This is a genomic window from Geodermatophilus bullaregiensis, from assembly GCF_016907675.1.
Taxonomy (GTDB): Bacteria; Actinomycetota; Actinomycetes; order Mycobacteriales; family Geodermatophilaceae; genus Geodermatophilus; species Geodermatophilus bullaregiensis.
Window position 1 is genome coordinate 3,945,081 of record NZ_JAFBCJ010000001.1, and the last position, 26,098, is coordinate 3,971,178.

General features: G+C 76.0%; 25 protein-coding genes, 2 tRNA genes and 1 pseudogene. 16 read left to right on the forward strand and 12 right to left on the reverse strand.

The window, feature by feature from the left end:
- Positions 1-69 precede the first annotated feature (69 nt).
- The 4 genes and pseudogenes from JOD57_RS18895 to JOD57_RS25670 all read left to right on the forward strand — a co-directional run bounded on the left by JOD57_RS18895 (position 70) and on the right by JOD57_RS25670 (position 3,599).
- Positions 70-1,179, forward strand: a complete 1,110-nt coding sequence (locus JOD57_RS18895; protein ID WP_204693438.1) for an ABC transporter ATP-binding protein — start codon at positions 70-72, stop codon at positions 1,177-1,179.
- A gap of 99 nt (positions 1,180-1,278) precedes the next feature.
- The gene (locus tag JOD57_RS18900) at positions 1,279-2,526 is read left to right on the forward strand and encodes an MFS transporter (protein WP_204693439.1); all 1,248 of its coding nucleotides are present in this window, start codon (positions 1,279-1,281) and stop codon (positions 2,524-2,526) included.
- Between the two features lie 472 nt (positions 2,527-2,998).
- Positions 2,999-3,219 (forward strand): annotated as a pseudogene (locus JOD57_RS27345) (glycosyl hydrolase 115 family protein); the annotation flags it as partial.
- A 65-nt stretch (positions 3,220-3,284) separates the two neighbouring features.
- Entirely contained in the window at positions 3,285-3,599 is a 315-nt protein-coding gene (locus tag JOD57_RS25670) for a hypothetical protein (protein ID WP_239568631.1), read from the forward strand.
- A 367-nt stretch (positions 3,600-3,966) separates the two neighbouring features.
- On the opposite strand, the gene JOD57_RS18910 is transcribed toward JOD57_RS25670, so the two are convergent.
- Together JOD57_RS18910 and JOD57_RS18915 are read right to left on the reverse strand one after the other, a co-directional pair.
- Positions 3,967-4,926: a collagen-like domain-containing protein gene (locus tag JOD57_RS18910; RefSeq protein WP_204693440.1), complete on the reverse strand. Its 960-nt coding sequence runs from the start codon at positions 4,924-4,926 to the stop codon at positions 3,967-3,969.
- Between the two features lie 466 nt (positions 4,927-5,392).
- A tRNA-Lys gene (locus tag JOD57_RS18915) sits at positions 5,393-5,465 on the reverse strand.
- A gap of 171 nt (positions 5,466-5,636) precedes the next feature.
- Here JOD57_RS18915 and JOD57_RS18920 point away from each other — a divergent pair.
- The 4 genes from JOD57_RS18920 (at position 5,637) to JOD57_RS18935 (ending at position 8,799) form a co-directional block, all read left to right on the forward strand.
- A complete protein-coding gene (locus tag JOD57_RS18920; RefSeq protein WP_307824787.1) occupies positions 5,637-6,824 on the forward strand; it encodes a L,D-transpeptidase in 1,188 nt (395 codons plus the stop codon).
- A 65-nt stretch (positions 6,825-6,889) separates the two neighbouring features.
- Positions 6,890-7,321 (forward strand): hypothetical protein, encoded by a 432-nt coding sequence (locus JOD57_RS18925; protein WP_204693441.1) that lies wholly within the window; start codon positions 6,890-6,892, stop codon positions 7,319-7,321.
- 111 nt (positions 7,322-7,432) lie between these two features.
- On the forward strand, positions 7,433-8,515 hold the full coding sequence (locus tag JOD57_RS18930) for a WD40/YVTN/BNR-like repeat-containing protein (protein WP_204693442.1): 1,083 nt from the start codon (positions 7,433-7,435) through the stop codon (positions 8,513-8,515).
- Positions 8,512-8,799: a MoaD/ThiS family protein gene (locus JOD57_RS18935; RefSeq protein WP_307824788.1), complete on the forward strand. Its 288-nt coding sequence runs from the start codon at positions 8,512-8,514 to the stop codon at positions 8,797-8,799. The genes JOD57_RS18930 and JOD57_RS18935 overlap by 4 nt, the downstream gene beginning before the upstream one ends.
- A gap of 12 nt (positions 8,800-8,811) precedes the next feature.
- Here the strand turns inward: JOD57_RS18935 and JOD57_RS18940 are convergent, their stop codons facing one another.
- Positions 8,812-9,057 carry a hypothetical protein gene (locus tag JOD57_RS18940; RefSeq protein WP_204693443.1) on the reverse strand — a complete coding sequence of 82 codons (246 nt, stop codon included), beginning with the start codon at positions 9,055-9,057 and terminating at the stop codon, positions 8,812-8,814.
- A gap of 316 nt (positions 9,058-9,373) precedes the next feature.
- Between JOD57_RS18940 and JOD57_RS18945 the strand changes: the two genes are divergently transcribed.
- Entirely contained in the window at positions 9,374-10,660 is a 1,287-nt protein-coding gene (locus JOD57_RS18945) for an MFS transporter (RefSeq protein ID WP_239568634.1), read from the forward strand.
- Here JOD57_RS18945 and JOD57_RS18950 read toward each other — a convergent pair.
- Both JOD57_RS18950 and JOD57_RS18955 read right to left on the reverse strand, forming a co-directional pair.
- Positions 10,630-11,280, reverse strand: a complete 651-nt coding sequence (locus JOD57_RS18950) for a response regulator (protein WP_204693445.1) — start codon at positions 11,278-11,280, stop codon at positions 10,630-10,632. The genes JOD57_RS18945 and JOD57_RS18950 overlap by 31 nt on opposite strands.
- Entirely contained in the window at positions 11,277-12,407 is a 1,131-nt protein-coding gene (locus tag JOD57_RS18955) for a sensor histidine kinase (protein WP_204693446.1), read from the reverse strand. Before JOD57_RS18955 ends, JOD57_RS18950 begins: the two co-directional genes overlap by 4 nt.
- A 109-nt stretch (positions 12,408-12,516) precedes the next feature.
- Here JOD57_RS18955 and JOD57_RS18960 point away from each other — a divergent pair, with 109 nt between their 5' ends.
- The 4 genes from JOD57_RS18960 (at position 12,517) to JOD57_RS18975 (ending at position 15,138) form a co-directional block, all read left to right on the forward strand.
- Positions 12,517-13,431 carry an ABC transporter ATP-binding protein gene (locus JOD57_RS18960; protein WP_239568636.1) on the forward strand — a complete coding sequence of 305 codons (915 nt, stop codon included), beginning with the start codon at positions 12,517-12,519 and terminating at the stop codon, positions 13,429-13,431.
- Positions 13,428-14,177 (forward strand): hypothetical protein, encoded by a 750-nt coding sequence (locus tag JOD57_RS18965; RefSeq protein ID WP_204693447.1) that lies wholly within the window; start codon positions 13,428-13,430, stop codon positions 14,175-14,177. Before JOD57_RS18960 ends, JOD57_RS18965 begins: the two co-directional genes overlap by 4 nt.
- A gap of 97 nt (positions 14,178-14,274) precedes the next feature.
- Positions 14,275-14,475 (forward strand): DUF1918 domain-containing protein, encoded by a 201-nt coding sequence (locus JOD57_RS18970; protein ID WP_204693448.1) that lies wholly within the window; start codon positions 14,275-14,277, stop codon positions 14,473-14,475.
- Between the two features lie 69 nt (positions 14,476-14,544).
- The gene (locus JOD57_RS18975; RefSeq protein ID WP_204693449.1) at positions 14,545-15,138 is read left to right on the forward strand and encodes a GNAT family N-acetyltransferase; all 594 of its coding nucleotides are present in this window, start codon (positions 14,545-14,547) and stop codon (positions 15,136-15,138) included.
- Here the strand turns inward: JOD57_RS18975 and JOD57_RS18980 are convergent.
- The 6 genes from JOD57_RS18980 to orn all read right to left on the reverse strand — a co-directional run bounded on the left by JOD57_RS18980 (position 15,135) and on the right by orn (position 20,670).
- Positions 15,135-16,346 carry a CaiB/BaiF CoA transferase family protein gene (locus JOD57_RS18980; RefSeq protein ID WP_204693450.1) on the reverse strand — a complete coding sequence of 404 codons (1,212 nt, stop codon included), beginning with the start codon at positions 16,344-16,346 and terminating at the stop codon, positions 15,135-15,137. The genes JOD57_RS18975 and JOD57_RS18980 overlap by 4 nt on opposite strands.
- Positions 16,347-16,368: 22 nt before the next feature.
- Positions 16,369-17,106: an acetoacetate decarboxylase gene (locus tag JOD57_RS18985; RefSeq protein ID WP_204693451.1), complete on the reverse strand. Its 738-nt coding sequence runs from the start codon at positions 17,104-17,106 to the stop codon at positions 16,369-16,371.
- The gene (locus tag JOD57_RS18990; protein ID WP_204693452.1) at positions 17,106-18,059 is read right to left on the reverse strand and encodes a 3-hydroxyacyl-CoA dehydrogenase NAD-binding domain-containing protein; all 954 of its coding nucleotides are present in this window, start codon (positions 18,057-18,059) and stop codon (positions 17,106-17,108) included. Before JOD57_RS18990 ends, JOD57_RS18985 begins: the two co-directional genes overlap by 1 nt.
- 93 nt (positions 18,060-18,152) lie before the next feature.
- Positions 18,153-19,778, reverse strand: a complete 1,626-nt coding sequence (locus JOD57_RS18995; RefSeq protein WP_204693453.1) for a peptide chain release factor 3 — start codon at positions 19,776-19,778, stop codon at positions 18,153-18,155.
- Positions 19,779-19,849: 71 nt separating this feature from the next.
- Positions 19,850-19,922 (reverse strand) — tRNA-His (locus JOD57_RS19000).
- Positions 19,923-19,980: 58 nt separating this feature from the next.
- The gene (gene orn / locus JOD57_RS19005; protein ID WP_204693454.1) at positions 19,981-20,670 is read right to left on the reverse strand and encodes an oligoribonuclease; all 690 of its coding nucleotides are present in this window, start codon (positions 20,668-20,670) and stop codon (positions 19,981-19,983) included.
- A gap of 168 nt (positions 20,671-20,838) precedes the next feature.
- On the opposite strand from orn, the gene JOD57_RS19010 reads away from it, so the two are divergent.
- Positions 20,839-22,056, forward strand: a complete 1,218-nt coding sequence (locus tag JOD57_RS19010; RefSeq protein ID WP_307824789.1) for a hypothetical protein — start codon at positions 20,839-20,841, stop codon at positions 22,054-22,056.
- Between the two features lie 127 nt (positions 22,057-22,183).
- Positions 22,184-23,998: a hypothetical protein gene (locus tag JOD57_RS19015; RefSeq protein WP_204693455.1), complete on the forward strand. Its 1,815-nt coding sequence runs from the start codon at positions 22,184-22,186 to the stop codon at positions 23,996-23,998.
- A 36-nt stretch (positions 23,999-24,034) separates the two neighbouring features.
- Here the strand turns inward: JOD57_RS19015 and JOD57_RS19020 are convergent, their stop codons facing one another.
- Positions 24,035-24,658, reverse strand: a complete 624-nt coding sequence (locus tag JOD57_RS19020; RefSeq protein WP_307824790.1) for an SACE_7040 family transcriptional regulator — start codon at positions 24,656-24,658, stop codon at positions 24,035-24,037.
- A 147-nt stretch (positions 24,659-24,805) separates the two neighbouring features.
- Here JOD57_RS19020 and JOD57_RS19025 point away from each other — a divergent pair, with 147 nt between their 5' ends.
- Positions 24,806-25,960 carry an acyl-CoA dehydrogenase family protein gene (locus JOD57_RS19025; RefSeq protein ID WP_204693456.1) on the forward strand — a complete coding sequence of 385 codons (1,155 nt, stop codon included), beginning with the start codon at positions 24,806-24,808 and terminating at the stop codon, positions 25,958-25,960.
- Positions 25,961-26,098: the final 138 nt, after the last annotated feature.

A 26,098-nucleotide genomic window follows, 5' to 3' on the forward strand; every position in this document is an offset into this window, starting at 1 on the left:
GAAAGCGCTTGCCGTACTGTGGGGACAGTCACAGGGCCGGCGTGTACGGCACCGGAAGAGGGAGCTCTCATGGCATCGGTCACCTACGACAAGGCGACCCGGGTGTACCCCGGAGGCGGGAAGCCGGCGGTCGACCAGCTCGACCTCGAGATCCAGGACGGCGAGTTCCTGGTCCTCGTCGGCCCGTCCGGGTGCGGCAAGTCCACGTCGCTGCGGATGCTCGCCGGTCTGGAGGACGTCGACGGCGGCGCGATCCGGATCGGCGACCGCGACGTCAGCGACGTCCCACCCAAGGACCGCGACATCGCGATGGTGTTCCAGAACTACGCGCTCTACCCGCACATGAGCGTCGCGGACAACATGGGCTTCGCGCTGCAGATCGCCGGGGTGGGCAAGAAGGAGCGCCGCGCCCGGGTCGAGGAGGCCGCCAAGCTGCTCGACCTCGAGCCCTACCTGGACCGCAAGCCCAAGGCCCTCTCCGGCGGGCAGCGGCAGCGGGTCGCCATGGGCCGGGCGATCGTCCGCAAGCCCCAGGTGTTCCTCATGGACGAGCCGCTGTCCAACCTCGACGCCAAGCTGCGCGTGCAGACCCGCACCCAGATCGCCTCCCTGCAGCGCCGGCTCGGCATCACCACCGTCTACGTCACCCACGACCAGGTCGAGGCCATGACCATGGGCGACCGGGTCGCGGTGCTCAAGGACGGCGTCCTGCAGCAGGTCGCCAGCCCGCGGGAGATGTACGACCGCCCCAGCAACGTGTTCGTCGCGGGCTTCATCGGCTCGCCCGCCATGAACCTCGCCGAGGTCCCGGTCACTGACGGGGGAGTGCGGCTCGGGGACGTGCTCGTGCCGCTGTCCCGCGAGACCCTGTCGGCCGCCGGCGGCGACCGCACCCTCACGCTCGGCTTCCGGCCGGAGGCGCTGGAGGTGTCGCCGGCGGGGGAGGGCTTCGCGGCCCGCATCGACCTGGTCGAGGAACTGGGCTCGGACGCGTACGTCTACGCGTCCCTCCTGGACGAGGACCTGGCCGAGTACCTCCACGGCGGCGAGACCAAGCAGATCGTCGCGCGGGTGGACGGCCGGCGTCCCCCGGCGAAGGGCGAGCAGGTCCGCCTGACCATCCGGAAGGGCGAGGAGCACGTCTTCTCGACCAGCACCGGCCGGCGGCTCCCGCACTGAGGGAGGACCCCTCCGCCCTGCCCCGACGTCCGGCCGCCCCGGCCCTGAGCCTTGCCACCTGACGACCGGCGCGCGCCGCGCGGTCGGCTTCCCCGGTGGTTGCTGCAGCTGCTCGCCGTCATGGCGCTCATCCAGGCCGGGATCGCGGTGGCCCGGCCGGTCACCACCTACCGGGCCATCGACCTCGGGGCGGGGGCGCTCGCGGTCGGACTGCTGACCGGTGCCTTCGCGCTCCTGCCGATGCTGGTGGCGCTGCCGCTGGGCCGGCTGGCCGACCGGCGCCGTCCCGAGCCGATCCTCGTGGGCGGGCTGGCCCTGCTGGTGGCCGGCTGCGTGCTGCTGGCGGTCAGCGACTCCCTGTCCGGCATCGCCGCGGGCAACGTCGTCCTGGGGCTGGGCAACCTCGGCTGCATCGTCGGCGGGGAGAACGTCGTCGCCCGGCTGCCACCGGCACAGCTGGACGGCGGGTTCGGGCTGTTCACCGCCGTCGTCTCCGGCGGGCAGCTGGTCGGGCCCGCGCTGGCCGGGTTCGTGCTCTCGACCGCTCCGGGCGACCTGTCCTCCGGCACCTCCCGCGCGCTGCTGGTGAGCGCGGGCCTGTGTGCGCTCGGCCTGCCCGCAGCGGTCTGGCTGGCGATCCGGCGGCGGTTCCCCGCTCCGCAGGGGCGGCCGGGGGAGCAGTCGCTGCCCGCCTCCCGGATCCTGCGGCTGCCCGGCGTCCCCTCGGGGGTGTTCACCAGCCTGGTCCTCGCCGCGGCCGTGGACCTGCTGACCGCCTACCTCCCGCTGCTCGGGGAGAGCCGCGGCATCGCGCCGTCGACGGTGGGGGTCCTGCTGAGCGTCCGCGCGGGGGCCACGGTGGCCTCCCGGGTGCTGGTGCCGCGGATGCTGCGGTGGCTCGGCCGGCCCCGCCTGGTGGTGCTGAGCACCGTCGGGTCGGGTCTGGCGGTGGCGTGCCTGCCGGCGGCCGGCAACGTGGCGGTCCTGGCCGTGCTGCTCGCCGGCATCGGCTTCCTGCTGGGCGTGGGGCAGCCGCTGATGATGACGGTCATCGTCCGCGCGGTCCCCGAGGACGCCCGGGGGGCCGCCCTCGCCCTCCGCCTGGTCGGCAACCGGATCGGGCTCGTGGGCACGCCGGCGGCGGCCGGGCTCCTGGCGGGGACCACCGGGCTGTCCGCCGCGTTCTGGCTGCTCGGTGCACTCCTGGGCGTCGCCATCGTCGGTGCCCGGCACGACGTGGAGGAGGACGACGACGTGACACCCCCTCCGGGCCGGGCCACCGGCGCGGGCGACACCGCCGCGGGACGCGGACCGGTCACCGGAGCCGGAGGGGAGCGCAGCAGATGACCTACCTGGCCGACCCGGGGTCCGGCGGGACCCTCATCGCCGAGACCGGGGGGACGACGAGGGTCCACGTCGACCCGGCCGAGAGCCCGGCCGTCCGGCGCGCCGCCGGCGACCTGGGGAGGGTCTGCCGCTGCGACGCGCGCCTCGCCCCGGACGGCCGGCGGCCACCGGATCGCCGTCGGGACGGTCGGCGTCAGTCCGCACGTCGACGCGGTGATCGCCGCCGGGAGGCTCACCGGCTCGGAGCTGCGCGAGGCGGACGGCTCCTTGCGGGTGGGAGGGCTTCCTCGTCCAGGTCGTCGACGACTGCCTGTACGTCGTCGGCGCCGACCGGCGCGGGACCGTCGTCGGGATCTACGACGTCTGCGAGGCGATCGGCGTCTCGCCGTGGGGGTTCTCCGCCGACGTGCCGGTGAGGCGCCGCGAGAGCATCCGCGTCCGGGCCGACGGTCTCCTGGCCGACCACCCGTCGGTGAGGTACCGCGGCATCCTCCTCGACGACGAGGAACAGCTCGAGGCGTGGGCGGCGCACACCGCGGACGGCACCATCGGGCCGGAGACCCACGCGCGGGTCCTCGAGCTGGTCCTGCGGCTCAGGGCAACCTCGTCTGGCCGGCGATGCACGTCACCCACGTCAACGGGGACCCGGAGAACGGCCGCCCGGCCGAGGAGATGGGCATCGTCGTCGGCACCAGCCACTGCGACGTGCTGCTGCGCAGCAACCAGAACGAGTGGCGTCCCTGGCTGGAGAGCAAGGGGTGCTCCGACGTCGCCCACGACTGCTCGATACGAAGCACGACAGCGACGACGACTCGTGCTGGCTCGCCCTCGACGGGACCCCGCAGCCCCTGGACGCCCAGTTCTGGGGTGGGGACCTGTTCGGCGTCGCCACGACGCAGGTGCGGTGCTGGACGCTCCTGACCGACCTCGAGGTGGGCCGGGGCGAGCACGTCCTGTCCGTCCTGGCCCGCAAGTCGCGTCTCCGGATCGACCGGATCCACCTGACCACGGGCGACGAGCGGCCCCCCGCGGACGCGTCCTGGCGGAGCAGTCCGCGGCTCGCCGAGCAGTGAGGCGCCGGCGAGGTCGGCTCCGCGGCCGTCCGGGTCGAGCGGGTGCGCCCGCGCCGCACCCCGGGCCTCGGGATGCCGCACCGGCGCACACCCCCGGCACACGGACCGCCGAGACGACGGGAGCGGCTCCTGCTACACCTGGGTGCTGCTGCTGGCGGGATCCGGGCGCGGTCATCGCGTCACCCACGGCAGACGTGCGCAGAGGCCGGCGCGCCAGAGGATCCGTGCTCGACTCCTGTTCCGGGGATGGCGTGATCGTGTCTGTCGGCCGGCCCGGCCTGCCACGTCGAGCCGGGGTGGCTCGGACGGCGAAGGGCGCCCCGGTCCGCTGAAACGGCCCGAGGCGCCCTTGGGGGTGCCGTGTCGGTCAGGCGATGGAGCGCACGTTGGACAGGTCCGGGCCGGTCTGGTTGTTGGCCGCGGCGTCGGTGTCGACGATGGCGCGGAGGAACAGCCCACCCTGCAGCTTGATCAGCCGCGAGGTCAGCGTGGCCAGGTAGCGCACGCCCAGCCGCGGGTCGAAGACGGTGCGCGGCGTGACGTCCAGCGCCGCCTGCTTGACCTTGGACGCCAGCTCGGCGGTGCTGGGCTGGTAGAGCCAGGCCGGACCCGAGGGACCCTGCGGCCCCTGCACGCCAGGCAGGCCGACCGGGCCGACCGGACCGGCCGCGCCCTGCTCGCCCTGCGGCCCCTGCAGGCCACGGACACCAGCGGCACCCTGCTCGCCCTGCAGGCCGGGCAGGCCCTGCAGACCGGTCAGGCCCTTCTCGCCCTGCTCACCGGTCTCGCCGATCACACCGCGCGGGCCCTGGGCGCCGCGCAGGCCCTGCTCACCCTGCAGCCCCTGCTCACCGCGCTCACCGACCACACCCTGGGGGCCGGTCTCGCCGCGCAGGCCCTGCGGGCCCTGCTCGCCCTGCTCCCCGGGGCGGCCGGTGGAGCCGGGCAGACCCTGCTCGCCCTGCGGGCCGGTCGCTCCCTCCGGCCCCTGCTCGCCCCGCGGGCCGGTCTCGCCGCGCAGCCCGGGCGGGCCCTGCGGGCCGATCGGGCCCTTGTCGCCGCGCTCACCGACCGGGCCGATCGGACCGGTCTGGCCCTTCTCACCCTTGTCGCCCCGCTCGCCGGCGGGGCCGACCGGGCCCTTGTCGCCCTTGTCACCGGGCTCGCCGGCGGGACCGACCGGACCGGTCGGGCCCTTGTCACCGGGCTCGCCGGCGGGACCGACCGGACCGGTCGGGCCCTTGCGACCGCGGTCGCCCTCCTCGACGGTGACGTCGACGGGAACCGCAACGGTCTCGCTGCGTGTCGTGCTCTTGGACTGCGCCATGGTGGAAACGGCCTCTCGTGTAGGTGGTCGGGTGGCAGGCGGCGTCTGGATGGCAACCCGCGGATCGGCCCGCTCGGGCCCGCGTCGAGTCGTGCTGGTGTCGGCCCGGCCGGCATCGGACGGGTCTGGCCCGAAATCCGCTCAGCCTCACCATGCCCTGTGCCAGCGGCAGCAAGCGCCCGGCCCCTGTGAGACGAACCACGACGACAGCTGGCGCAGGCCGTCCGACCACGGGCCGGTCACCCCGGATGATCACTGGCGTCACCGAGCGCTCAGGGGTGTCCTCGGTTCGACGAGGACGAGCAACCCGCTGGCTGGAACGTGGAGCAGCAGCTGACGGCCGTGCCAGATCGCCGGAGTCGATGGGCTTCCACGGCCAGAACCGGAGATGAGTGGGGATCGGAGTCCCAGAGGCGACGAAGCGGCGACGTCGGTGGGCATCGCCGCTGGTCGGGATCTTGCGATGTGCGCCATCAGGGACTCGAACCCCGAACCCGCTGATTAAGAGTCAGCTGCTCTGCCAATTGAGCTAATGGCGCGTGTCTCCCGGCTGGCCGGGCCACGGGAGGGAACGATACCAGCGCCCGGCGGAGAGCCGACCGAGAGTCCCGTCACGGGACCGGACCGCCCGCCCCGCAGCAGCGAGGACACTGGACCGGGCACGGCCGCGCCGCCTCCCGGCGCGGCTCGCGACGACGAGGAGACCCACGGTGCGACGGACAGCGGCACTGGTCACGGCAGGGGCGCTGGTCCTGCTCGGCGGGTGCGACGACGGGGGCGACGCGGCGCCGGCGGCGGCTCCGTCCTCCGCGTCCTCCGCGTCCTCCGCGTCCAGCGCCCCAGCGCAGGTGCAGCTGACCCCCGCCGACGGCTCGGTGGACGTCGCCCCGGCCACCCCGGTGGAGATCTCCGTGACCGACGGCGAGCTGGCCGACGTCACCGTCGTGGACGGGGCCGGCGCTGCGGTACCGGGTGAGATGGCCGACGGGGAGGACGAGGACACCGACGTCTGGACGCCGGAGGCCCCACTGGCCTACGGCACCACCTACACGCTGACCGCCACCGCCGAGGGGGCCGCCGAGCCGGTCGAGGCGACCAGCACCTTCACCACTGCCATCCCCGAGACGCTGACCACCCCCTCGATCGGCCCGCTCGACGGCACGACGGTCGGCGTCGGCATGCCCATCCGCGTCTGGTTCGACGAGCCGGTGGCCGACAAGGCCGCCGCCGAGAGCCACCTGCTGGTCACCAGTTCCACCCCCACCGACGGCGTCTGGAGCTGGTTCAGCGACACCGAGGTGCACTTCCGGCCGTCGGAGTACTGGCCGGCCGACACCGAGGTCACCCTCGAGGCCGACCTCGAGGGCGTCGGCCTGGGCGACGGCGTCTTCGGCGAGAAGGACCGCACGGTCTCCTTCTCCGTCGGTGACCGGCACGTCTCGATCGCCGACGCCGCCACGCACACCCTCGAGGTCCACGACGGCGACCGGCTCGTCCAGACCTTCCCGATGAGCGCCGGCAGCCCCGACACCCCGAGCTACAACGGACCGCACGTGGTCACCGAGATGAACACCGAACGGGTCATGGACTCCAGCACCTACGGCGTGCCGGTCGACAGCCCCGACGGCTACCGCACGCCGGTCCAGTGGGCCGTCCGGCTCTCCGACAGCGGCGAGTTCGTGCACGCCGCCCCGTGGTCGGTGGCGCAGCAGGGCCGGGAGAACGTCTCGCACGGCTGCATCAACCTCTCCACCGAGAACGCCCGCTGGTTCTTCGACTTCTCGCAGCCCGGCGACGTCGTGGAGATCCGCAACTCCGACGCCGGGACGCTCACCTCGGACATCTCCGACTGGACGATCCCGTGGGACCGGTGGCAGGCCGGTAGCGCGCTGAGGTGATCTCCGTTTCCCGAGGTCGGGCGGGGGGCACCCTCCCGGCGTTCTCTTCGGGAAGGGGAGCAGTCGTGGACACCTGGGTGATCGTCCTCATCGTCGTCGTCGCACTCGTCCTGCTGGCACTGCTCGGCCTCGCGCTGGCCAAGCGCAGCCGCGTGGCCGGTGCCCGCCGCCGCGAGCAGCAGCGGGCCCAGGCGCGCGAGCACCTCGAGGAGGCACGGCTGCGGGGGGCGCAGGCCGAGAAGGAGCAGGCGCTGGCCGAGGAGCAGGCCGCTCGCGCCCGCCGCGAGCGGGCCGAGGTCGAGGAGCGCACCCGCCTGGCCGAGCAGGAGGCCCGCCAGCGCGCGGCCTCCGCGCAGGAGCACGCCTCGGCCGCCGAGCGGCTGCGCGCCGAGGCCGAGAAGGTGGCTCCCGGCCTGGCCGACGGGCACGGCACCCGGAACGCCGACGGGCGCGCGCCGGTGGCCGACGACGGCCCCGGGGGTGCCACCCGCCGCTGACGGCGGTGCGCTCCCGCTGACGGCGGTCCCCTCCGCTCAGTTCCGCCGCCCAGCCCGGTCTGTCCTCGGAGGAGGGGGCCGCGCCGGTCCCCGGGACGACCGGGAGGGACCGTGGCCGACCTGCTCGCCATCGGCACGCGCAAGGGGCTGTGGCTGGCCCGCAGCGGCGACGACCGCCGCACCTGGACGCTCGACGGCCCGCACCTGCTCGCCCAGGAGGTGGCCGCGGTCGGCGTCGACGTCCGCGGGCCGGTGCCGCGCGTGCTGGCCGGCGTCCAGTACGGCCACTGGGGACCGACCGTCACCTGGTCCGACGACCTGGGCCGCACCTGGTCGGAGACCGACGAGGGCGCCATCCGGTTCCCCGCCGACACCGGGGCCGCGCTGGCCCGCGTCTGGCAGCTGCGGCCCGACACCGCGGAGCGGCCCGGCGTCGTCTGGGCCGGGTGCGAGCCGCACTCGCTGTGGCGCAGCGACGACGGCGGCCGCACGTTCGCGCTGGTTCGCGGCCTGTGGGACCACCCGCACCGGCCGACCTGGGCCCCGGGCGCCGGCGGCGGGGCCGTGCACACCGTGCTGCCGCACCCGACCGGGGAGCGGGTCACGGTCGCGATGAGCACCGGCGGCGTCTACGTCAGCGATGACGGCGGGGAGAAGTGGGAGCCGCGCAACTCCGGGATCAGCGCCGTCTTCCTGCCCGAGCCGGCGCCCGAGTACGGCCAGTGCGTGCACAAGGTGGCCGCCGACGCGGGCGACCCGGACCGCTTCTACGCGCAGAACCACTTCGGCGTCTTCCGCACCGACGACGCCGGCGGCTCGTGGACGTCGATCGCCGGCGGGCTGCCCGCCGACTTCGGCTTCCCCGTCGTCGCCTCGCCCCGGACGCCGGGCACGGCCTGGGTGGTGCCCCTGGTCGCCGACGCCGAGCGGGTGCCACCCGGCGGGCGGCTGCGCGTGCAGCGCACCCGCGACGCCGGCGCGACGTGGACCGAGCTCGGCGCCGGCCTGCCCGACGCCTCGTGGACCGCCGTGCTGCGCGACGCCGCCTGCGTCGACGAGGCCGACCCGACCGGCGTCTACGTGGGCACCCGGGACGGGTGCGTGTACGCCAGCGCCGACGAGGGCGACACGTTCACGCTCGTGGCCGCCCACCTGCCCGACGTCCTGTGTGTGCGCGCGGCGCGGCTGCCGTGACCGGCGGGGTGGAGGTGCTGCTGCCCGGCGTGCTGGCCGACCTGGCCGGTGGCCTCCGGCGGCTGGAGGTGCGCCCGGCCGAGGCGACGCTGGCCGGGCTGCTCGATGCCCTGGGCGCCGAGCACCCGGTCCTCGAGCGCCGGATCCGGGACGAGGCCGGGGCGCTGCGCCGGTTCGTCAACGTCTACGTCGACGGCGAGGACGTCCGCTTCACCGGGGGCCTGGCGGCCGCGGTGCCCGGCGGCGCGGTGGTGCAGGTGCTGCCCTCGGTCGCCGGCGGCTGACCCGGGGCGGCGTCAGAGGAGCGCGAGCGTGGTGCACTCCGGGCAGAGCTGGTCGGCCTCGTGGTCCTCCGGCGGCCACTGGGTCTGCTCGTCGACCGCGACGTAGGCGCCGCACAGCGACTTGCGGCTGCGGCCGTTGACCCGGCCGATCGTGGCGTGCGCCGGGCCGATCTGGCGGGGCTGGAGGCCGTCGGGGCTACCGACCGAGCCGACCATCACGACCGCGTGCGCGGTCCCGTAGGAGTAGGCAGTGGTCATGGCGCCAGGGTCCGAGCCCGCGCGGGGCCCGGCCAGCACCTGCCGGCGCGTGTCCGGCGCACCCGACCCAACCGTCCCACCCGGCACGGGGGCACGGCTGCGGGTGGTCACCAGGCGGGCCGCGGACCCGTGCTGACCCGCGCCGAGTGGGCGTCGATCCCCGGGACGGAGCCGGACGGCGTGTCGGCGGGCCCGGGCGTGCACGAGCCCGCGGCGGTACGCCCTCGGCGGACGGGTGGGGGACGGCCGCCGGACCCCGGGCACGATGGCGGGACGAGGGCCGGGACGGCGGCGGGGAGGGGGCACGGTGGCGCGGATGCCGACGGCTCTGGCGCCGCTGCGCTCCCCGGCCTACCGCCGCCTCGCACTGTCCCTGGGCCTGTCCCTGGTGGCCAACGGCGCGTGGGCGGTCACCGCCGTCTGGCAGGTGGTGGCGCTCGGTGGCGGCCCGGCGGAGCTCTCGCTGGTCAGCGGCCTGTCCGCGGCCGGGACGCTGGCGGTGGCCCTGCCCGGCGGGGTGCTGGCCGACCGGGTGCCCCAGCGGCACCTGCTGCTCGCGGTCACGCTGCTGTCGGCGGTGCCGGTGGCCGCGGCCGGCGTCCTGTCGCTGGCCGGAGCGCTGCCGCTGCCGCTGCTCGCCGTCGTCGGGCTGCTCGGGGGCGTCGCCCTGGGGCTGCACTACCCGGCCTACTCCGCGCTGGTGCCGGCGCTGCTGCCGGAGGGGGAGCTGCTGGCGGCCAACGGGCTCGAGGGGGCGCTGCGCCCGGCGCTGTACCAGGTGGCCGGCCCGACCGCGGCCGGGCTGCTGGTCGCCGCGGCGTCCCCGGGCGCCGCCCTGCTGGCCACCGCGACCGCCTCCTTCGGCGCCACGCTCTGCGTCCTCGGGCTGCCCGTGCTGCCGGTGCGGCGGGAAGCGGGGCACGGGCACCCCGCCCGGGCGCTGCTGGCCGACCTGCGCGAGGGGTGCGGCTACCTGCTGCGCACCCGCTGGCTGCTGGCCACGCTGCTGTTCGGCTCCCTGATGCTGCTGCTGACCACCGGGCCGCTGCAGGTGCTCGCGCCCTTCGCGATCCGCGACCGCGCCGGGGGAGGGCCGGTCGAGCACGCGCTGGTGCTGGCCGCCTTCGGCGTCGGGGGAGCGCTCAGCTCGCTGGCCGTCGCCTCTCGGCCGCTGCCCCGGCGCTACCTGTCGGTGATGACGCTGCTGTGGGCGCTCGGGTGCCTGCCGCTGGCGGTGTTCGGCACGGCCACCCGGGTGGAGGTCATGGTCGCCGCCGGACTGGTCGCCGGCGCCGGCATCCACGGCGGCATGGTCATCTGGGGCACGCTGCTGCAGCGCCGGGTGCCGGGCGCCCTGCTCGGGCGGGTGTCCAGCCTCGACTTCGTCCTCTCGGGCGCGCTCGTGCCGGTGTCGGTGGCCGTCGCCGGGCTGCTCAGCGAGGGACTCGGGCTGACCGCGACCTTCCTCGTCGCCGGTCTCGCCCCGCCGGTGCTGGCTGTCGTCCTGCTGCTGGCCGCCCGGCTGCCGGCCGACGAGCGCGCGCACCCGCTGGACCGGCCGGCCGTGCCCGCTCAGGCCAGCGGCACCAGCCCCGACTCGTAGGCGGTGATGACCGCCTGCGTGCGGTCCCGGGCGCCGAGCTTGCGCAGCAGGCTGCTCACGTGGGTCTTCACCGTCTGCAGGCCCAGGTACAGCTCGCCGGCGATCTCGCCGTTGGACAGCCCCCGCGCCATGAGCGTGAGGATCTCCCGCTCCCGCGCGGTCAGGACGGCCGGCGCGCGGCCGCCGCGGGCGCGCACCGGCGCGTGGCGGGCGGCGAGGGCCCGGATGGCGGCCGGGAAGAGCAGGCTGTCGCCGCGGGCGACGACGCGGACGGCGTCGACGATCTCGGCCGGGCGCGCCCGCTTGGGCAGGAAGCCGTCGGCGCCGGCGTGCAGCGCCGGGTAGACGTTCTCGTCGTCGCCGAAGGTGGTGACCACGAGCACCCGCGGCGGCTCGTCGAGCCGGCGCCGCAGGTCGCGGGTGGCCTGGATGCCGTCGACCAGCGGTATGCGGATGTCCATGACGACGACGTCCGGGCGCAGCGAGGCGGTCAGCGGGACCACGACCGCCCCGTCGGCCGCCTCGCCGACGACCTCGATGTCGTCGCGGGCGTCGAGGATGGCCCGCAGCCCGCCGCGGACCAGCTCCTCGTCGTCGACGAGCAGCACCCGGATCGTCACGCCGGCCCGGCCAGGGGCAGCCGGACGGCGACCCGCCAGCCGCCGTCCACGGGGCCGGCCGAGGCGGTCCCGCCGAGCACGGCGGCCCGTGCGCGCAGGCCGGCCACCCCGCTGCCGCTCCCGGCCGAGGCCGGCGCGGGCACGGGCACGGGGTTGCGGACGTCGAGTTCCAGCGCGTCGGGGTGCACCTCGACCCGCAGCGCGACGGGCACCGGGCCGGCCTGCCGCAGCGCGTTGGTGAGGGCCTCCTGGGCGATGCGGTAGGCCTCGCGGGAGACCAGCGGCGGCAGACCGGCCACCGGCCCCTCGACCCGGAGGTCGACGTCGGCGCCGGCGGCCCGCGCGGCGCCCACGAGCCGGTCGACGTCGGCCAGCGTCGGTGCGTCCGGGGGCGGGGCGCCGTCCCGGAGCAGCGCGAGCACGCGGTCGAGGTCGGCGGCGGCCTGCCGGGCGCGGTCCTCGACGGCGGCGAGGGCGGCGTCGACGAACGCCGGGTCGCGGCCGGCCACCTCCCGGGCGGCGCCGGCCTGCAGCAGCGTGACGGTGAGCGCGTGGCCGATCGAGTCGTGCAGCTCGGCGGCCAGGCGGGTGCGCTCCAGCAGCCGCCCGGTGCGCGCCTCCTGTGCCCGCAGCCGCTCGGCGAGCGACGGGTGCAGCAGCCGCCGGGCCGCCGCCGCCGCGAGCGCGCCGAGGCCGGCGAGGACGAGGACCAGGCACGGCAGGACGGCGGCGGCCGCGGGCGCCCACGCCCAGGACGGCAGCCGGCCCGGCAGCAGGGACACCGCCCCGGCGACGGCGAGGGAGGCGAGCACGCCCAGCTCCACGCGGACGCACAGCCACAGCAGCAGCCGGCCGCGGTCGGACCACGTGCACGACGGCTCGACGGTCACCTCGTCGTCGCCCGGCAGCAGCAGCGCCCGCGCCTGCACGCCCTCGCTGCGGCGCACCACCGGCACGCAGGCCAGCACCGCCAGCGCCGGCAGGGGCGCGAGGAACAGGCCGGCCAGCGTCCGGGGCGACGCATCGGGCAGCCCCGGCCACACCATCGCGCAGGCCACGGCGAACCACGCGCCGAGGGCCAGGTGCAGCACCCGCGACCAGGTTCCCCGCCGGAGCACGCTGCGCACGGTCCGATCCTCTCGTGCCCCGGTCGCCGCGGACCTCCCGCTGGAGAGGGAGACGGCCGGACCCCGCGGGGGAGGCGCGCGGGCGGCGCCGCCCGCGAGCGTGGGCGCCATGAGATCCCGGAACGAGCCCGTGGTCCAGGTCCGCGGACTGGGCAAGCGGTACGGCGACGCGGTGGCCGTGGACGACCTGACCTTCGACGTGCACCCGGGCTTGGTGACCGCCTTCCTCGGCCGCAACGGCGCCGGCAAGTCGACCACGCTGCGGATGGTGCTCGGCCTGGACCGGCCCACCAGCGGCAGCGCGCACGTCGGCGGGCGCCCGTACGCCGACCTCCCCGCGCCGCTGCGCACGGTGGGCTCCCTGCTCGACAGCGCCGCGGCCCACCCCGGCCGGACCGCCCGCGACCACCTGCGCTGGCTGGCCGCCAGCAACCGCATCCCCGCCCGCCGGGTCGCCGAGGTGCTCGACCTGGTCGACCTCGCCGCGGTGGCCGGCCGCCGGGTCCGGGGCCTCTCCCTCGGCATGCGCCAGCGGCTGGGCATCGCCGCCGCGCTCCTGGGCGACCCGCCGGTGCTGCTGCTCGACGAGCCGACGAACGGCCTGGACGCCGAGGGCATCCGCTGGCTGCGCACGTCCCTGCGCGACCTGGCCCGGGAGGGGCGCACCGTCCTGGTCTCCAGCCACCTCATGGGCGAGGTGGCGCTCACCGCCGACCACCTGCTCGTCATCGACCGCGGCCGGCTGCTCGCCGACACGCCGCTGCGCGAGCTCCTCGCCGGCTCCGCCGGGCACCTCCTGCGCGTCCGCAGTCCCCGGGCCGGGCGGCTGCACGACCTGCTGGCCGCCGACGGCGCGACCGTCACCACCGGGGACGACGGGGTACTGCTCGTCTCCGGCCTGCCCGCGGAGCGCGTCAGCGCGGTCGCCGCCGGATCCGGCCTGCCGCTGCTGGAGCTCACCGCCGTCGAGCGGTCCCTGGAGGACGCCTTCCTCGCCCTGACCGCCGCGGGGGGTACCGCGTGACCACCGTCGTCCCGGCCCTGCGCGCCGAGTGGCTCAAGGCCACCACCCTCCGGTCGACGTGGGCCTGCCTGCTGGCCTACGCGGTCACCGTCTTCGGCGTGAGCGTCGGCGCCGTGGCCGCGATCGGCCGGTCGCAGGCGGCCCAGGCCGACTACGACCCCGCGGTGCTCGCCTACTACGGCCTGAACTTCGGGCACGTCGCGGTGATCGTGTTCGCCGTGCTGCTGACCGCGGGCGAGTACGGGCAGCACACCGTGCACACCTCGCTCACCGCCGTCCCGCGCCGTGGCGTCTTCCTCGCCGCCCAGTTCGGCGTCGGCGCCGGGCTGGTGCTGCTCACCGCGGCGGGGACCGCGGTCGCCACCTTCCTGACCACCCAGGCGCTGCTGGGGCCGGCGGGGATCACGCTGGCCGCGCCGGGGGCGGTCCGCTCGCTGGTCGCGGCCGTCGTCCAGCCGACGATCCTGGCCGTGTCCTGCATGGCCGTCGGGGTGCTCATGCGCGACCAGTCCGGGGCGCTGAGCCTGTTGGTGCCCTTCTTCCTCGTCTCGCCGGTCATCGAACTGGTCCCCGTGCTGCAGGACGCCGTCCAGTTCCTGCCCGACCGTGCCGGCGCCGTCGCCATCCGGACGTACGGGCGTCCGGTCGACCTCTTCGGCCCGGTGACCGGGCTGGGGATCTGCGTGCTCTGGGCGGGCGCCGCCGTGCTCGTCGCGCGGTGGGCCCTGCAGCGCCGGGACGCCTGACCGCCGGCAGGACGAGGGGCGAACTCCTTGCCCGCTCCCGGCTCGGCGAGCAGGCTGTGACCAGGACACGGGCCGGGGACTGCGCCGGGAGGCCGCCGTGGAAGCTCACGTCGGGGACAGGATCGTCATCCGTTCCACCCACCAGGGGGAGCCGGAGCGCACCGGGGTGGTCCTCGAGTGCCACGAACCCGACGGGGGGCCGCCGTACCGGGTGCGGTGGGAGCCCGACGGGCACACCGGGCTCTTCTACCCGGCCGGGACGGCGGTCGTCGTGGAGCCGGACCCGTCCCGGAGCTGAGGGACCCCCGAGGGGGTGGCGTTGCCCACGGGGCGGATCGTCCGGCCGCGGCGGGGCGTTGCACCGGACATGAGCACCCCGGGGACCGTCGCGCGTGTCCGTACCGCGCCCAGCCCCCTCACCGAGGGAACGCTGCGGGACGGGACGGCAGCGCTCATCTGGCCCCTGCTCGACAACGACCACGACCTGCTGCGCGCGGGGTACGCGGAGCTCTCCCCGGCCTCGCGGCAGCGGCGCTTCCTCGCGCCCGTGCCCGAGCTCTCCGACTCGATGCTGCGGCTGCTGGTCGACGGCGTGGACGGCGTGGACCACCTGGCGCTGCTGCTGACGGTGCTGCCCGAGGGGGAGCCGGCGCGGCCGGTGGGCGTGGCCCGCCTGGTGCGCTACCCCGACGAGCCCTCGGTGGCCGACGTCGCGGTGACGGTGACCGACGCCTGGCACGGCCGCGGGGTCGCCACCGCCCTCATGACCGCCCTGCTGGCCCGCCGGCCGGCGGACGTGACCCGGCTCCGGACGACGGTGGCCGCGGACAACCGCGCCTCGCTGGCGATGCTCGCCCGGCACGGCACGACGACGACGCACCGCGACGGCCCCGGCGTGCTCGTCGTGGAGGTCGGCGACCTGGCTCCGCCGGTCGCGCAGCAGGAGACCGCGCGGGGCTAGGCGATCACGCCGTCGCGGGTCAGCGCCGCCAGGTCGTCCCCGGTGACGCCGAGCTCGGTGAGGACGGCGGCGGTGTGCTCGCCCACCCCGGGCGCGGGCCCGCGCGGGCCGACGTCGCCGCCGCGCAGGCGCAGCGGTGCGCGCACGGTGCGGAACCGCCGTCCGGACGGCTCCTCGATCGTCGGGAACAGCCCGTCGGCGGCGGCCTGCTCGTCGGCGGCGAACTCCGAGACCGTGGACGCCGGTCCCCAGATGAAGCCCCGCTCGTCGAACAGCGCGCTCCACTCCGACAGCGGCCGGGTGGCGAAGGCGTCGTCCATCAGCCGGGTCAGCTCCGGCATGTTCGCGGCCCGGGCACCCACGGTGGCGAACCGCTCGTCGTCGACCCACTCGGGGTGACCGACGGTCTCGCAGAACGGCGGCCACCAGCGGGGCTCGGGCATGAACAACAGGATCCAGCGGCGGTCGGCGCAGCGGAACCCGCCGTGCAGGGCGTGCGGCCGGGCGATGCGGCCCTGCGGCGTGGGGGTGACCCCGTCCACCAGCGTGGCCGACAGGTCGCTGGACATGGTCCACGCGGCGGCGGCGAGCAGGCTGACGTCCACGACCTGCCCCTCGCCGGTGGCCTCGACCAGGCGCAGCGCGGCGAGCACGCCGCCGAAGAGGGCCAGCGCGGCGGTGTGGTCGCCCTGGGCGGGGCGCAGCCGGGGCGGCGCGGAGTTGGCCGGCTCGCTCATCGCGTCGAGGACGGCGCCGCGCCCGAAGAAGGCGGTGAGGTCGTAGCCGGGGCGGGCCGCGTCGGGTCCGGAGGGGCCGTAGCCGGTGAGCGTGGCGTGCACCAGGCGCGGGTTGAGGGCGTGCAGGGCGGGGGCGTCCAGCCCGAAGCGGGCCTGCCGGGTGGGCAGCAGGTTGCACAGGAAGACGTCGGCGCGGGCCGCCAGCCGCCGCACGAGGTCGGCACCCTGCGCCTCGTCGAGCGCGACGGCGATGCTGCGCTTGCCGCGGTTGTCCATCTGGAACGCGGCGTCGACCGGCGCCTCCCCCTCGGGGACCCGCGGCTGCCGGGTGGCCCCGCGCATGGGGTCCCCGCGGAGGGGCTCGACCTTGACGACGTCGGCCCCCATGTCGGCCATCAGCGCGGCGGCTCCCGGGGCGGCCATCCAGGTGGCCACCTCGACCACGCGCACGCCCTCCAGCGGTGCGGCCATCGCCGGTCCTCCGTTCGCACGGTCAGTCCTGCAGGTAGTCGAAGACCAGGCTCGCCCGGCCCAGCGTGAGGTCGGTGAGGACGTGGCTGGCCGAGACGATCTCCCGCACCGGCAGGTCGGCGAGCGGCGCGAGCGCGTGCTCGAACAGCTGCAGCCGGGCGGGGCCGGTCCAGGCGCCGCGGATGGTGATGTCGGTGATCTGGCTGCGGACGAGCTCGAGGATCCGCGGGCGCCGGTCGTAGCCGGGCAGCACCTTCAGCCCGAAGGTGGGCCGGCCGATCTCCGCGACGGCGTCCTCGTCGCTCATCGGCGCGTGCTTGTAGCCCATCGTCGCGGTGGCCACCCGCAGCGTCCCGTAGTCCAGGGTGCCGACGAGGGTGTCGGAGTCGACGTAGAGGCTCGGCGTGCCCGCCTTCTTCGGGAAGGCGCTGATCTCCCGGCCGCTGGCGATCGAGGCCAGGCTGTCGACGTACATGGCGTGCAGGTAGTCGGCGCTCTCGCCCTCGTACTGGACCTGCAGCACCTGCCCGGACTCGGTGAACGACCCCAGGCCGGTGACGTCGGGCATCCGCATCACCTCGAACTTGACCAGCGGGTCGGCGACCGTCAGGGGCTCGGGCACCACGCGCCGCATCGCCTCGGCGTCGGTCCGGTACAGGATGTTGAGGTACTCGCGCCCGGTGAACCGGTAGCGCCCCGACGGGTAGGCGGGCGCGCCGAGGGGCGTCGTCGACTGCCGGCGGACCTCCTCGACGTCCATCAGCCGCGCCCGCCCCGGGCGGCGTCCCGGGCGGCGTCCCGGGCCTGGATGACCGCGAGCTGGGCCCGGTCGCGGGCCTCGGTCAGCTCCTCGTAGCCGCGCCCGGCGAAGCGCTCCTCCACCTGGCCGCTGATCAGCTCGACGGTCGCCTCGTCGAGCTCGGGCTGCTCGACCACCTTCCAGCGCCGCGCCATGCCGGGGCCGAGGTGCTCGAGGAAGTGCCGCATGCCGCCCGGTCCGCCGCCGAGGTGGAAGCTCTCGAACGGGCCGGCCGTGGCCCACCGGGGGCCGATCGACTCGGTGACGATCTCGTCGAGCTCCGCGGCGCTGACGACGCCCTGGGTCACCAGCCACACGCACTCGCGGAACAGCGTCGACTGCAGCCGGTTGGCCACGAACCCGCCGATCTCCCGGTGCAGGACGACGGGCTTCTTGCCGACCGACCGGTAGAAGTCGACCGCCGCCTCGACCGCCCAGGGCGCGGTCCGCTCACCGGGCACCACCTCGACCAGCGGCAGCACCTCCGGCGGGTTGAACGGGTGGCCGACCACGAGCCGCTCGGGCGTGCGCATCCCCCGCGCGAGGTCGCTGGGCATGAGCGCCGAGGTCGAGGAGGCGATCAGCGTCCGCTCGCCGACCGCGGCCTCGATGCGGGCGAGGAGCTCCTGCTTGAGCGGCAGCCGCTCGGGGGCGTTCTCCTGGACGACGTCGGCACCCGCGACGGCGGTCCCGACGTCGTCGACCACCTCGATGCGGGCCAGCAGGTCCGCGGCGTCCCCGGTGCCCGGCTGCAGCCGGGTGAGGTGGCGGACGGCCGCCTCGACCTGGGGGCCGACGTCGGGCCGCGGGTCCTGCACGCGGACGGGGTGGCCGTGCGCGGCGAACAGCGCCGCCCACGACACCCCGATGGTCCCGGCTCCGATGACCGCGACGGTGCCCCTGCTCCGGTCCACGTGCGCCCCCGGTGCGCTCGTCCGCTCCCCGCCTGCATCGGAACACATCCGCCCGCCGGACGCGACCTCCGTCCCACCCGCGTCGGTGCGGCGTCAGCCGAGCTGGGCGGCGACCAGGGGCTCGAGGGTCAGCTGCGGCTTGCCGTTGCGCACCACGCCCATGACCCACTTGTTGGTGAACAGCGCGAGGAGCTCGCCGTCGCTGCGCTGCACCACCTCGGTGCCGGTGGTGGCGGTGATGCCCGCGACCGAGGCCTCGTCGGTGCGCATCGCGAGGGTGTAGGGGAGCGGCTCGAGCCGCACCGGGGCGGAGAACTCGTGCTCCATCCGGTGGGTGGCCACCTCGAACTGCATCGGGCCCACGACGGCGAAGACCGGTGCCTGCTCCCCGCGCCGGTCCGAGCGCAGCACCTGGACGACGCCCTCGGACTCCAGCTGCTCGATCCCGCGGCGGAACTGCTTGTGCTTGGCCGTCTCGAGGCTCCGGACGACGGCGAAGTGCTCGGGCGCGAACGTCGTCAGCGGCGGGAAGGCGACCGGGCGCCCGGCGTACAGCGTGTCGCCGACGTGCAGCGCCGAGGCGTTGACCAGCCCGACGACGTCACCGGGGTAGGCGACGTCGATGCTCTCGCGCTCGCGGCCGAAGACGTGCTGGGCGTACTTCGTCGCGAACGGGCGGCCGGTGGGCCCGTGGGTGACCACCATGCCGCGCTCGAACACCCCGGAGCAGATCCGGACGTAGGCCAGCCGGTCGCGGTGGGCGGCGTCCATGCCCGACTGCACCTTGAAGACGAACGCGCTGAACGGCGCGTCGACCGGACGGGGGACCCCGTCGGTGTCGGGCCGGCCGGCCGGTGCGGGGGCCAGGTCGACGAGGACGTCGAGCAGCGCGCCGACGCCGAAGTTGGAGATCGCCGAGGCGAAGAGCACCGGGGTGGTCACGCCGGAGAGGAACAGGTCCTGGTCGTGCTCCCCGGCGGTCGCGGCCAGCAGGTCGGCCTCCTCGCACGCCCGGGCCCAGGCGTCGGGCTCCCGGGCGGCGGCCTCGGCGGGGGAGAGCAGCTCCTCGGGGGCGACCGTGGCACCCCCGGCCGTCCGGGTGTAGCGCCGGTAGCCGCCGTCGCGCCGGTCGAGCACGCCGCGGAAGTCGCCCGCGATCCCCACCGGCCAGGTCAGCGGCGTCGGCGTGAGCCCGGTCCGCTCGGCGACCTCGTCCATCAGCTCCAGGGCGTCCTTGCCGGGGCGGTCCCACTTGTTGACCACGGTGACCACCGGGATGCCGCGGTGCCGGCAGACGGCGAACAGCTTCATCGTCTGCGCCTCGAGGCCCTTCGCGGCGTCGACGAGCATCACCGCGGCGTCGACGGCGGTGAGCACCCGGTAGGTGTCCTCGGAGAAGTCGGCGTGCCCGGGGGTGTCGAGGAGGTTCACCACGGTGTCGCGGTAGGAGAACTGCAGCGCGGCCGAGGTGATCGAGATCCCGCGGGCCTTCTCCATGTCCATCCAGTCCGACACCGTGCCGCGCCGACCGGCCTTGCCGTGCACCGCGCCGGCCTGCCCGATCACCCGGGCGTGCAGCGCCAGCGCCTCGGTCAGCGTCGACTTGCCGGCGTCGGGGTGGCTGATGACGGCGAACGTCCGCCGGCGGGCGGCCTCGGCGACCACGTCGGACGGCGTCGGGCCGGCGCCGTCCGGGCGGGTCGGGGCGGTCGTGGTCATCGGTGCCTCTCCCTGGTGGTGCGTGGAACGCAGAGGCCCCGGTCGGCGAACCGACCGGGGCCTCTCCGAGGGGTGAGTGACGGGGCTCGAACCCGCGACACCCAGGATCACAACCTGGTGCTCTACCAGCTGAGCTACACCCACCGCGTGCACTCCCGGGGCCTGCGGCGCCGGGGAGCACGCAGAACGATACCGGAGCCGGTCAGCTCCCCGACGCCGCCGGGGGTGTGCCGTCCACCGCCTCGACCGGGACGCTCGCGTCGGCGGCGGCGAGGACGTCGGCGAAGGTCGTCGAGACCTCCCCGGCCGCGCGCTGGGCCTGCGACGTCGAGGGCCCGGGTGCGTCGACGAACAGCGTCCGCCGGTAGTAGGCCAGCTCGCGGATGCTCTCCACGATGTCGGCCAGCGCCCGGTGCGCCAGGCCCTTGGGCGGCTGGGCGAAGTACACCCGCGGGAACCAGCGGCGGGCCAGCTCCTTCACCGAGCTGACGTCGACCATCCGGTAGTGCAGGTGGTCGTCGAGCTCGGGCATGTCGCGGGCGAGGAAGCCCCGGTCGGTGGCGATCGAGTTGCCGCACAGGGGGGCGGTGCGCCGCTCGGGCACCCACCGCTTGACGTAGGCGAGCACCTGCTGCTCGGCCTCGGCGAGGGTGAGCGTCGAGGCGCGCACCGCCTCGGTCAGCCCGGACTTCGCGTGCATCTCGGTGACGACGTCGGCCATGCCGTCGAGGTCGGCGTCCTCCGCGGAGATCACCAGGTCCAGCCCCGGGTCGAGCACCCGCAGCTCGGAGTCGGTCACGACCACGGCGACCTCGATCAGCTTGTCCCTCGTGAGGTCCAGCCCGGTCATCTCGCAGTCGATCCAGACCAGGTGCCCGCCGGTGTCCGCCACGACGCCCGACCCTACGTCGCGCCCGTCGCGCAGTCCCGTCCGTCCCGGCCGCCACGCGTGTCCGCTCCGTGACGCAGCCGCCACACCGGCGTTCCGCGGGGGGTCGGAATCGGCCGGTCCCGCCGATAGGCTCGGCCCTTCCCGTCCCGCACCCCTGGGAGTCCCTCCGTGCCCCACCCTGCCGCGCGTGCCCGAGCGGTGCCCCCCGCGCCGGGCTCGCTGGCCGCCGGGCTCCGGCACCCCGTCGCGCTGCTCCGCTGGCTCTGGTCGGCCCACACGACGCCGGGCCAGCCCGGCCGGCCGACCGGCCAGACCGAGCTGCGCTGGATCTACACCGCCTGGCTCGGGGCCTTCCTGCTCAAGATGCTGGGCTCCTCGTGGGACGTCTCCTGGCACTTCCGGTGGCTGCGCGACGACCTCGCGCCCCCGCACCTGCTCAACTCGGCGGGCACGGCCGTCGTCGTCGCGCTCGTGGTGTTCCACAGCTACACCGGCCACGGCGTCGACCGGCGGGCGCTGCACCTCCTGCAGTGGGGGATCGGCACCTTCCTGATCGCCGTCCCGATCGACATCGTCAACCACCGGATCAACGGGCTGGACATCACCAGCTGGAGCCCCAGCCACGCGCTGCTCTACCTCGGGACGGCGATCATGCTGGCCGGGGCGATCCGCGGCTGGTGGCTGTACGCCGCGCCGGGCCGCACCCGCGACCTGGTCTCGCTCGGGCTGTGGCTGTTCTTCGTCGAGAACGCGGTCTTCCCCAACCAGCACCAGGAGTACGGCGTGCTGTCGCTGCGCGCCTACGAGGCCGGGGCGACGACGGCCGAGCCGCAGCTGCTCGACTTCGCCGCCGCGCAGGGCCAGACGCCCACGATGTTCATGCTCCCGGTGCCCCCCTGGGTGCACCCGGCCTGGCTCGTCTGTGCCGGCCTGCTGTCGCTCGTCGTCGCGCGGAAGGTCGTCGGCCTGCGGTGGACGGCGTCGGTCGTCGTCGGCACCTACCTCGCCTACCGGGCCGTGGTGTGGCTCGGCCTGGTCGCGCTGGACTTCCCGCCGTCGGTGCTGCCGTTCGTGCTGCTGGTCGGCGCGGTGTGCGTCGACCTGGCGGTCACCCACCGGCTGCCCGGCTGGTCGGCCGCGCCCGCCACCGTGGCCGCGGTCTACGCCGCCGCCTGGGTGCAGGACGCCGCCGGCCTGCTGCCGCCCTGGGACTTCTCCTGGTGGTCCGTCGCGCTCGTCCTCGTCGGCTTCACCGCCCTCTGGACGGCGGTGGACCTGGTCACCCGCAGCTCCTCCTTCGCCGCCTGGCGGCGCCCCGTCGAGCCGGGCCGCGCCGCCGACGTCCTCGCCGCCGTGCCCGACGCCGGCGGCGCGTCGTCGCGTTGAGGAGCCGGACCGCCCCGTCACATGACGTAACGTCGGGCGCGGCCGCTCCGGCGTGCCCGGCGGGTCCGACGACCGCCCCCGTGCGCCTCCGGCGACTGCGCACCGCACCCGACCTCCGGAGGACGACGTGCTGCCCCTGACCGCGGCGCCGCTGCAGACGGCGGGGGAGCGCGCGCTCTTCGCCGAGCTGACCCGATGGGACCGCGGCGGCAGCGTCCGCGGCGCCGTCGTCGCGTCGATCCCCGTCGTGGACGGGCCGATGGAGCGGCGGGTCGCCGACGCCGTCCTCTTCGTGCCCGAGGGCCTGGCGGTCGTGCGCATCGTCGAGGTGGTGCGCCAGAGCGGCGTGGTCACCGCCGCCCCCGAGGGCTCCTGGACCATCGGCCCCGGCGCCGGCCCCGGCGAGGTGCTCCAGCTGGCCGGGGGCGGGTCCTCGCCGCTGGACGGGCTGATGCGCGCCGGCATGGACGCCGCCGTCCGGCTGCGCGGCGCCGGCCTCGAGCCCGGCCGGATCGCCCGGCTCACCGTCCTCGTCGGCGACCTCACCGGCCTGGTGCCCGCCGACGGCGACCTCGGCGAGGGCGACCAGGTGGCGCTGCTGGAACCCCGCTCGCTGCTGCTGGGCATCGCCCGGTCGGCCCGCTACGCCGGCGTGGACAACCCGCGGCTGTGGACCACCGCCGACGTCCGCGCCGCGCTGACCGCACTCGGTCTGCCGGGCCGCGGCCCCTCGGTCGAGGAGCTCAACGGCGAGGGCTTCCCCTACTCGCCCTACGTCCTGCGCAAGCGCGAGCTGCTGGCACCGGCGGCCATGGCCGCGAGCCCCGCGCTGGGTGCTCCCGCTCCCGTGCCCGCCGCCGTGCCGTCCGCGTTCGCGCCCGCCGCCGCGCCGGCCGGGCCGCTGGTCGACCCGGTCGCGGCCGCCGCGGTGGCCGTGGCCGCGATCCGCGCCGACGAGGAGGCCGCGGCGCGCGCCGCGGCGGGGATCGCCGCCCTGCCCGCCCCGGTCGGCGCCGTGTCGGCCGCGGCGCCGCCGTCCGCCCCGCCCGTGCCGCGGGGGTGGGCGCCCACCGCCCGCCTCGCCACGCCGGAGCCCGCGGTGCTCCCGCCGGCGGGCGCCCCGGAGGTCCCCGCCGACGAGACCGGCGGCATCGGCGGGCTCTTCGGCGGCGGCGAGCACGACCCCGCGCCGGCCGCGACCGGGTGGGCCCCCGCGGCGGCGCCCCCGGAGCCGGCCGTCCCCTCCGCCGCCGGGCCCGCGGACCCGCCGCTCCCGCTGGTCGGCCCGCGCCGCCGGTCCCCGGCCGCCCGGCGACGGCTCGCACTGCTCGTCGCCGCGGCGCTGGCCCTGCTCGCCGTCGTGGTCGGCACGGTGGTCGGCCTGACCGGCGACGACGACACCGCCTCGGCCGCCCCGGAGCAGCCCGCCGCGGTCAGCGCGTCCCCCGCCGCCCAGGTGCCGGCCGGGCCGCAGCCGGGTCAGCGCACGGTGCTCGACGGCACCACGTTCGTCCTCCAGCAGGTGCGCACCGAGGACACCTGCACCGGCAACGCCTACGGCGCGGTGGCCGACTTCTTCGAGCAGCGCGACTGCGCCGGCCTGGCGCGGGCGCTGTACTCCACGGACGTCGCCGGCCGCCCCGCGGTGGTCTCGGTGGTGGCGGTGGACACGGGCGACGCCGCCGGGGCCGGCGCGCTGCGGGCTCTGACCGACCGCGACGGCAGCGGCAACGTCAGCGACCTGCTGCGCGAAGGCGTCCGCTACGCCGGCGGCCCCGCCGAGCTCTCCGGCGCCGAGTACGCCAGCGCGGTGGAGGGGTCCGTGGTCACCGTCGTCGAGACCGCCTGGGCCGCCCCCGGCGGGACCGGCACCTCGGCCGACCTCGACCTCGTCGCCGGCACCGCCCTCGCCCTCCCGATGCCCGCCCCCACCACGGACTGACGCCCAACCCGCTTCCCCGCGCGGGAGGCGCCCCGGTCAGGCGGTGGCGGCGGCCTCGGCCATCGCGGCGAGCAGGCCGGCCATCGCCGGCCGCGGCAGCCGCCCGGCGCTGTGCGGCGTGGAGTTGACCAGCCCGAAGACGGCGTGCGCGCGGGCCCGGCTGGCGTCGGTGCCCTCCTCGGGGTGCAGCCGCTCCAGGACGCCGACCCACACCTCGACGTAGCGGCGCTGCAGCCGGCGCACGGTCGCCGCGTCGGCGGGCGGCAGCGAGCCCAGGTCGCGGTCCTGCACGGTGATCAGCGCCGGGTTGTCGAGGGCGAAGTCGACCTGGAAGGCGACCAGCGCCCGCAGCTGCGCGGCCGGGTCCGGGCCGGCGGCGGCCACGCGGTCGGTCGCGCCGGCCAGCAGCCGCTCGCTGATCCGCAGCAGCATCTCGGCCAGCATCGCGTCCTTGCTGGCGAAGTGGCGGTAGATGGCCGGTCCGGTCACGCCGACGGCGGCGCCGACGTCGTCGACCCCCACGGCCCGGGACCCGCGCTCGGCGAACAGCTGCGCGGCCGCCCGCAGGATCTGCTCGCGCCGGGAGGGCCGGGCGGCGTCGGCCGACAGCGCCGTGTCGGTCGCGGTGCCGGTCCCGGCGTCGGGCGCGCTGGCGATCACGCCGCGGATGCTAGCCGCCGTCCCGCCGGCCCTGGACCCCGATGTGAACGGTCGTTAACATGGCGTCGAGCGGCCGACCGACCGGGACGGCTGCACGGGCGGCCCCGCGGTGACCCCGCCGGCGCCCGCGACCACCAGGGAGCACACGTGCTGGACTACCGGCTCGACGAGGAGACCGAGGCCCTGCGGCGGACCGTCCGCGACTTCGCGCAGGAGGTGGTGGCACCGCAGATCGGGGACTTCTACGAGCGCGAGGAGTTCCCCACCGAGATCGTGCGGCAGATGGGCGAGCTCGGGCTGTTCGGCCTGCCCTTCCCCGAGGAGTACGGCGGCTCGGGCGGCACCTACTTCGACCTGTGCGTGGCGCTGGAGGAGCTGGCCCGCGTGGACAGCTCGGTGGCCATCACGCTGGAGGCCGGCGTCTCGCTCGGCGCCATGCCCATCTACCGGTTCGGCTCCGAGGAGCAGAAGAAGGAGTGGCTGCCCCGGCTGTGCGCGGGCGAGACGCTGGCCGCCTTCGGCCTGACCGAGCCCGGCGGCGGCTCGGACGCCGGCGCCACCCGCACCACCGCACGGCTGGAGGACGGCTGCTGGGTGGTCAACGGGTCGAAGGCCTTCATCACCAACTCCGGCACCGACCTCACCGAGCTGGTCACCGTCACGGCGGTCACCGGCACCCGTCCCGACGGCGGCAAGGAGATCTCCGCGATCGCCGTCCCGTCGGGGACGCCGGGCTTCACCGTGGGCCCGCGCTACTCGAAGGTCGGCTGGAACGCCTCCGACACCCGCGAGCTGTCCTTCGCCGACGTCCGCGTGCCCGAGGAGAACCTGGTCGGCCAGCGCGGCCGCGGCTTCGCGCAGTTCCTGTCCATCCTCGACGAGGGCCGGGTGGCGATCTCCGCGCTCGCCGTCGGCCTGGCGCAGGGGTGCGTCGACGAGTCGGTGCGCTACGCCGCCCAGCGCGAGGCGTTCGGGCAGCCGATCGGCCGCAACCAGGCCGTGCAGTTCATGATCGCCGACATGGAGGTCCGGGCGTCCACCGCCCGGCTGGCCTACTACCGGGCCGCGGAGAAGATGCTGCGCGGCGAGCCGTTCCGCCGCGAGGCCTCCATCGCCAAGCTCTACAGCTCCGAGGTGGCGATGGACAACGCCCGCTACGCCACCCAGGTGCACGGCGGGTACGGCTTCATGAACGAGACGCCGGTCGGCCGCTTCTACCGCGACGCCAAGATCCTCGAGATCGGCGAGGGCACCAGCGAGGTGCAGCGGATGCTCATCGCCCGCGACCTCGGCGTCGGCTGATCCGAGGACCCCCTCAGGGCCCGCACCCGGCGACATCGCCGGTCTCGTACGCACCGGCACCCGTGGCCGTGCCGGAGCGGCGATCCCCCGGGTCGGGGGGTCGCCTGCGCGGCGGTGGGCACCGCGCGGCACCGTGCG